5 protein-coding genes and 1 tRNA gene are annotated in these 7,150 nt (G+C 60.5%); all 6 read left to right on the forward strand.

The window, feature by feature from the left end:
• The first annotated feature begins 122 nt into the window (after window positions 1-122).
• Window positions 123-1,295, forward strand: a complete 1,173-nt coding sequence (locus HHJ19_RS16130; protein ID WP_296908886.1) for an efflux RND transporter periplasmic adaptor subunit — start codon at window positions 123-125, stop codon at window positions 1,293-1,295.
• 7 nt (window positions 1,296-1,302) lie between these two features.
• Window positions 1,303-4,530 (forward strand): efflux RND transporter permease subunit, encoded by a 3,228-nt coding sequence (locus tag HHJ19_RS16135; RefSeq protein WP_296908887.1) that lies wholly within the window; start codon window positions 1,303-1,305, stop codon window positions 4,528-4,530.
• A 120-nt stretch (window positions 4,531-4,650) separates the two neighbouring features.
• Window positions 4,651-4,737 (forward strand) — tRNA-Leu (locus tag HHJ19_RS16140).
• A gap of 112 nt (window positions 4,738-4,849) precedes the next feature.
• Complete coding sequence (tig, locus tag HHJ19_RS16145; protein ID WP_296908888.1) at window positions 4,850-6,160, forward strand: trigger factor; 1,311 nt, start codon at window positions 4,850-4,852, stop codon at window positions 6,158-6,160.
• Window positions 6,161-6,324: 164 nt separating this feature from the next.
• Window positions 6,325-6,903: an ATP-dependent Clp endopeptidase proteolytic subunit ClpP gene (gene clpP, locus HHJ19_RS16150; protein WP_296908889.1), complete on the forward strand. Its 579-nt coding sequence runs from the start codon at window positions 6,325-6,327 to the stop codon at window positions 6,901-6,903.
• 107 nt (window positions 6,904-7,010) lie between these two features.
• The coding region (locus HHJ19_RS16155; protein WP_296908890.1) for a ClpX C4-type zinc finger protein at window positions 7,011-7,150 on the forward strand (140 nt) is incomplete at its 3' end.

The following is a 7,150-nucleotide window of genomic DNA, read 5'->3' on the forward strand; positions in this document are numbered from 1 at the left end:
CGCTGGATTGTCGCTTGAAAAGGTTTTGCATTTCTAATAGATTACTAACCGGTCAGTCATTAACAGATTTTGCGCTACTTGCAGCGCCTGCCCGAGTACCCCGAGCCTTTTCGAATCACATCATGAAAAAAAGCGTTTTATCCCTGTCGGTCGTCGCTGTTTTGCTGGTGGCCTGTTCCCGCGCCACGCCGCCCGAGGAGCCGGTTCGCGCCGTGAAGGTGATCACCGTGGGCGGCGGCGCGCTTTCTTCCAGGCACGAATATGCCGGGGAAGTGCGGGCCAGGGTCGAGTCCCGGCTGGGCTTTCGGGTCGGCGGCAAAATCATCAAGCGCCAGGCCGAGCTGGGCCAGCGCGTCAGGGCCGGGCAGGTGCTGGCTGAGCTTGACCCGCAGGATTACCGGCTGGCCGCCGATGCTGCCCGCGCCCAGCTGGCCGCCGCCGCCGCCAATCGCAACCTGGCCGCCGCTGACTACCGGCGCTACAAGGAGTTGAAGGATCAGAACTTCATCAGTGGCGCCGAACTGGAGCGGCGTGACGCCACCTTCAGGGCGGCTCAGGCGCAATTCGAACAAGCCCAATCGCAGCTGGCCGTTCAGGGCAACCAGGCCGGCTACGCCGTGCTGACGGCCGATGTGTCCGGCGTGGTGACAGCGATCGACGCAGAGCCGGGCCAAGTGGTGGCTGCCGGTGTGTCCGTGGTGCGCATCGCGGCCGACGGCGTGCGCGACGTGGTGTTTTCGGTGCCCGAAGACAAGGTGGCGGCCATTAAGCTGGGCGCACCGGTCACGATGCGGGCCTGGGCACAAGTCGCCGACTTGCCCGGCAAGGTGCGCGAAGTGGCGGCAAGCAGTGATCCGGTCACGCGTACCTATCCGGTCAAGGTGTCTATCGACGCCAGAGAGCCGCCGCCGCTCGGCGCCACGGTGAATGTCGTCCTGGAAGGCGCCGGGCTTGGCGGCGTGCCGGTAATCAAGTTGCCGACCTCGGCCCTGCGTCAGGATGGGCAGGCGACGGCCGTGTGGGTGCTTGACAAGGCCAGCATGACGGTGCGCTCGCAGGTGATCCAGATTGCGACTGCCGACGGTAATGAGGCGGTGGTGGCTGCCGGCCTTCAGCCGGGGATGCTGGTGGTCGGTGCCGGCGTTCATGTGCTGTCGCCAGGGCAGAAAGTCACGATTTATCAGTCAAAAGTGCAGGGGGTCCAGAATTTACGGCCACTGGCAGCTACTGATTCGATAGCAAATTCCGTACCGGTGCCGGTTGCCTCAGCTGCCTCTGCCGCCAGCGCGAAGTGAGCCCGGCATGACACAGACGACGACCGACCAGGCTGCCGGGCCCGCCGCTGCGCCTTCAGCCCGCTTCAACCTGTCGCGCTGGGCACTGGAACATGCCGCGCTGACCCGCTACCTGCTGCTGGTGCTGATTGCGCTGGGTTTTGCCGCCTATTTTCAGCTCGGGCAGGACGAAGACCCGCCTTTCACCTTCCGCGCCATGGTGGTACGCACCTACTGGCCGGGCGCGACGGCGCAGCAAGTGGCCGAGCAGGTCACCGACAAGCTGGAGCGCACGTTGCAGGAGGTGCCGTATGCCGACCGGATCCGCAGCTATTCCAAACCTGGCGAGTCGCAGATCATTTTCCAGATCAAGGATTTGTCCAAAGCGAGCGAAGTGCCCAATGTCTGGTATGCGGTGCGCAAGAAGGTCGGCGACATGCGCGGCACGCTGCCGGGTGGCGTTCAGGGGCCGTTTTTCAATGATGATTTTGGCGATGTCTATGGCGTGATTTACGCGCTGGAGTCCGATGGCTTCAACTACGCCGAGCTCAAGACTTTTGCCGATGACGTGCGCCAGCAACTGCTGCGCGTGCCGAACGTCAGCAAGGTCGAACTGTTTGGCGTGCAGGACGAAAAAGTCTTCATCGAAATCTCGCAGAAACGGCTGGCGCAATTGGGGCTGGACCTGAACCAGGTGCTGGCGCAACTGGGCCAGCAAAACGCGATCGAGTCGGCTGGCGCGTTGCAGACGCCACTCGATGTGGTGCAGGTGCGCGTGGCGGGCCAGTTTGAAGCGCTGGAGCAATTGCGCGCCATGCCAATCCGGGGTGCTGGCTATGGCGCCGGAACGAGCGCCGGAGGCAGCCAGTTGCTGCTCGGCGATATCGCCAGCATCCAGCGCGGTTACGTCGATCCGCCGTCGGTCAAGGTGCATCACCAGGGCAAGGAAGTGGTTGCGCTGGGCGTCGCCATGACCCGGGGCGGTGACATCATCGCGCTGGGCAAGGCACTTGAAAAGCTGTCGCAGGGTTTGGCCAGAACCCTGCCGGCCGGCGTCAAGCTGATCCACATGCAGGACCAGCCGAAGGCGGTAGCGTCTTCGGTGAACGAATTTGTCGGCGTGCTGATAGAGGCCGTGCTGATCGTGCTGGCGGTGAGTTTTGTCAGCCTGGGCCTGCATCAACGCCGGCAGCAGGGAGCAGGCCGGCTGCCGCTGTGGAAACGCTATTACATTGATATGCGGCCTGGTCTGGTCGTGGGCATCACCATTCCGCTGGTGCTGAGCCTGACTTTTCTGGCCATGTGGTATCTCAATATCGGCCTGCACAAGATATCGCTGGGTTCGCTCATCATCGCGCTCGGGCTGCTGGTCGATGACGCGATCATTGCCGTCGAAATGATGGTGCGCAAGATGGAAGAAGGCTACGACAAGGTGCGCGCCGCCACCTTTGCCTACGAAATTACGGCCATGCCGATGTTGACCGGCACCCTGATAACCGCCGCGGGGTTTTTGCCGATTGGCCTGGCCAAGTCGGTGACCGGCGAATACACCTATGCGATTTTTGCCGTCACCGTGATTGCGCTGGTGCTCAGCTGGATCGTTTCGGTTTATTTTGTCCCCTATTTGGGCACGCTGCTGCTCAAGGTGCCGCCGCATGTGCAGGAGGTTCAGGCAGGTCTTGACAGCCCCCACGAGATGTTCAACAGCCCGTTTTACAACCGCTTTCGCCGCGCGGTCAACTGGTGCGTGCAGCACCGCTGGCTCACGATCGGCGCCACCGTGCTGATTTTTGCGCTGGGCATTGTGGGCATGGGGCGGGTGCAGCAGCAGTTTTTCCCGGATTCCAGCCGGCCGGAAATCATCGTCGATATCTGGTTCCCGGAGGGCACTTCGTTTGCCGCCAATGAAGCGACTGCCAGGCGCGTCGAGCAGCGCCTGATGCAGGAGGCGGGCGTGACGTCGGTCAGCACCTGGCTGGGATCGGGTGTGCCGCGGTTTTATCTGCCGCTGGACCAGATTTTCCCGCAGACCAATGTGTCGCAGATGATTGTGTTGCCCAAAGACCTGAAAGTGCGCGAATCGCTGCGCATCCGGCTGCCCGCCTTGCTGGCCACGGAGTTTCCCGAGGTGCGCGGCCGCGTCAAGCTTTTGCCCAATGGGCCGCCAGTGCCTTATCCAGTGCAGTTTCGCGTGGTCGGCGACGATCCGCTGGTGCTGCGCGAGCGCGCCGATGAAGTCAAGGCGGTGATGCGGGCCAGCGCCAACACGCGTGGCGTGAATGACAACTGGAATGAGTCGGTCAAAGTCGTGCGGCTGGAGATAGACCAGGCCAAGGCGCGTGCACTGGGCGTCACCAGCCAGTCGATCGCTCAGGCCTCGCGCACGCTGTTGAGCGGTTCGTCGGTGGGGCAGTTCCGCGAAGGGGACAAACTGATAGACATCGTGTTGCGCCAGCCGCCGGATGAACGCAAGGCGATTAGCGATCTCGGCAATGCCTACCTGCCCACCGCGTCGGGCAAGACAATCCCGCTGACACAGATCGCCAAGCCGGTGTTTGCCTGGGAGCCGGGCGTGATGTGGCGCGAAAACCGGGACTACGCCATTACGGTTCAAAGCGACATTGTGGAGGGTCTGCAGGGCGCGACCGTGACGCAGCAGCTGCAGCCGCAACTCAAGGCGCTGGAAACCAGATGGCATGACTCGGGCATGACGGGTTATCGCATCCAGGTGGCCGGCGCGGTGGAGGAAAGCAGCAAGGGCTCGGCCTCCATTGCAGCCGGGATTCCGGTCATGCTGTTCCTCACCTTCACGCTGCTGATGCTGCAACTGCACAGCTTCAGCCGCGCGATGCTGGTGTTTCTGACCGGCCCGCTCGGCATTGCCGGGGTGGCAGGGGCGCTGATCCTGCTGGGTCGGCCCTTTGGTTTTGTGGCCCTGCTGGGCGTGATAGCGCTGATGGGCATGATTCAGCGCAATTCCGTGATTCTGATCGATCAGATCGAACAGGACCGCGCCCGGGGAGTGCCGGCCTGGGATGCGATTGTCGAGTCTGCCGTGCGCCGCTTGAGGCCCATCGTGCTGACCGCCGCAGCCGCCGTGCTGGCGATGATCCCGCTGTCGCGCAGCGTCTTCTGGGGGCCCATGGCGGTGGCCATCATGGGTGGGCTGATCGTTGCCACCGTGCTGACCCTGCTGGCCTTGCCGGCGATGTACGCGGCGTGGTTTCGCGTCAAGCGGGAGCCGGCACGAGCCTGAAGGGGCCGTTAACACGCTGTGGGCTTTTTTATATTGGCAGCGATACAGGTTAAAATAGAAAGTTGACCGATTCCAGGCGGAAATACGAGGGTCCTCGGGTTTTTTGCTTTTATTTCAGGCGCGCGGGTGGCGAAATTGGTAGACGCACCAGGTTTAGGTCCTGACGGTAGCAATACTGTGCGGGTTCGAGTCCCGCCCCGCGCACCATCCTTGAGGCTTTGCCGAGGCAATAATGCCCAGGCTCCAGGCTTAGCTGCGCAAAGGCAGCCTGTCAGGCGCAAGCCCTGTTTTGAATATTTTTTGATTTTAGGAAACCATCATGGCCGTGACTGTTGAAAATCTTGAAAAGCTCGAGCGCAAAATGACGCTGACGCTGCCCCTCAATACCATCCAGTCAGAAGTTGACGCACGTCTGAAACGCCTGGCCCGCACCGTCAAGATGGACGGTTTCCGTCCCGGCAAGGTTCCCATGACGGTGGTGACCCAGCGCTACGGTTACTCGGTGCATTACGAAGTGATGAACGACAAGGTGGGTGAGGCCTTTGCCGTGGCGGCCAACGAAGCCAAGCTGCGCGTTGCCGGGCAGCCGCGCATCAGCGAAAAAGAGGGCGCGCCAGACGGCGAGCTGACCTTTGATGCGGTGTTCGAGGTTTATCCGGAAGTCAAGATCGCCGATCTCACCAATGCCGAGGTTGAAAAGGTCAGCGCTGAAGTCAGCGACGCCGCCATTGACAAGACGCTGGACATTTTGCGCAAGCAGCGCCGCACCTTTGCCCAGCGTGCGGCCGATGCGCCAGCGCAGGAAGGTGACCGTGCCACCATCGATTTCGAAGGCAAGATCGATGGTGAAACCTTTGCTGGCGGCAAGGCCGAAGCTTTTCAGTTTCTGGTCGGCGAAGGCCAGATGCTCAAGGAATTTGAAGACGCCGTGCGCGGCATGAAAAGCGGCGAAAGCAAGACCTTTCCGCTGAGTTTCCCCGCCGATTACCACGGCAAGGACGTTGCCGGAAAACAGGCTGATTTCATGGTGACGGTCAAGAAAATTGAAGCGGCGCACCTGCCCGAAGTCAATGAAGCACTGGCCAAGTCGCTGGGCATTGAGGACGCAACGGTCGAGGGCTTGCGCTCGGACATCAGGAAAAACCTCGAGCGCGAAGTCAAGTTTCGCTTGCTGGCCCGCAATAAAAATGCCGTGATGGATGCGTTGATTGCCAACGCCGAACTCGACTTGCCCAACTCAAGCGTGCAGGCCGAACTTGACCGCATGGTCGAAGGCGCCCGGGCTGACCTGAAACAGCGCGGCATCAAGGACGCTGACAAGGCGCCGATTCCCGACGATATCTTCCGCCCGCAGGCTGAAAAACGCGTTCGTCTGGGTTTGGTGGTGGCCGAACTGGTACGCGCCAACGAATTGCAGGCCAAGCCCGAACAACTCAAGGCACACATCGAAGAGCTGGCCGCCAGCTACGAAAAGCCGCAGGAAGTGGTGCGCTGGTATCTGGGCGACAACCGCCGCATGGCTGAGGTCGAGGCTGTAGTGATTGAAAATAATGTGACCGAGTTTGTCCTGGGCAAGGCCAAGGTCAGCGAGAAAGCCATCGCTTTCGATGAGCTGATGGGCCAGAACTGAGCGCCAGCTTCTGCTGATTCCGGGGCTTGTGCTTTGCCGCGCAGGCCCCAAGTCATTCTGGGTACAGTACAACCATTTCTGGAGAAAATTTGATGATCAGAACCAGTATTTACGGCGGCCACGGCAGCCCCCAGTCTGTCAGCCAGGAAGTGCAAGGCCTGGGCATGGTACCCATGGTGATTGAGCAGTCGGGTCGTGGCGAACGTTCGTACGACATTTATTCTCGGTTGCTGAAAGAGCGCGTCATTTTCCTGGTCGGTCCGGTCAACGACCAGACCGCCAATCTGGTGGTGGCGCAACTGTTGTTTCTGGAAAGCGAAAATCCGGACAAGGACATTTCCTTTTACATCAACTCCCCTGGTGGGTCCGTGACCGCCGGCATGGCGATTTACGACACAATGCAGTTCATCAAGCCGGATGTGTCGACGCTTTGCGTGGGCATGGCGGCCAGTATGGGCGCTTTTTTGCTGTCGGCCGGTGCTAAAGGCAAGCGCTTTAAGCTGCCCAATTCACGCGTCATGATTAACCAGCCATCCGGCGGCGCGCAGGGCCAGGCTTCAGACATTGAAATTCACGCGCGGGATATTCTCAAGACGCGTGACCAGCTCAACCGCATTTTGGCCGCCAACACCGGCCAGACGGTCGAAAAAATCGAACGCGACACCGAGCGGGACTATTTCATGTTTGCCGATGAAGCCAAGACCTATGGGGTGGTGGATCAGGTGATTTCCAAACGCCCCTGATTGGCCTGCGCAAACGGTTTCGGGCTGCGACGCAACAGCGGCGTTTTCTGTAACAGAAACGCCGTTTTTTTATTGGTTATCATTAGTTAACCGTCCTCCAAGTCACGATAAAGGCATCCCCAACAAGGGCCGAGAAAAAAGGCTCCACCGGCGAGAAGACGCTGTACTGCTCGTTTTGCGGTAAAAGCCAGCACGAAGTCAAAAAACTCATTGCTGGCCCGTCTGTCTTTGTCTGTGATGAGTGCAT

The organism is Polaromonas sp., from assembly GCF_012927415.1.
Classification (GTDB): Bacteria; Pseudomonadota; Gammaproteobacteria; order Burkholderiales; family Burkholderiaceae_C; genus Polaromonas.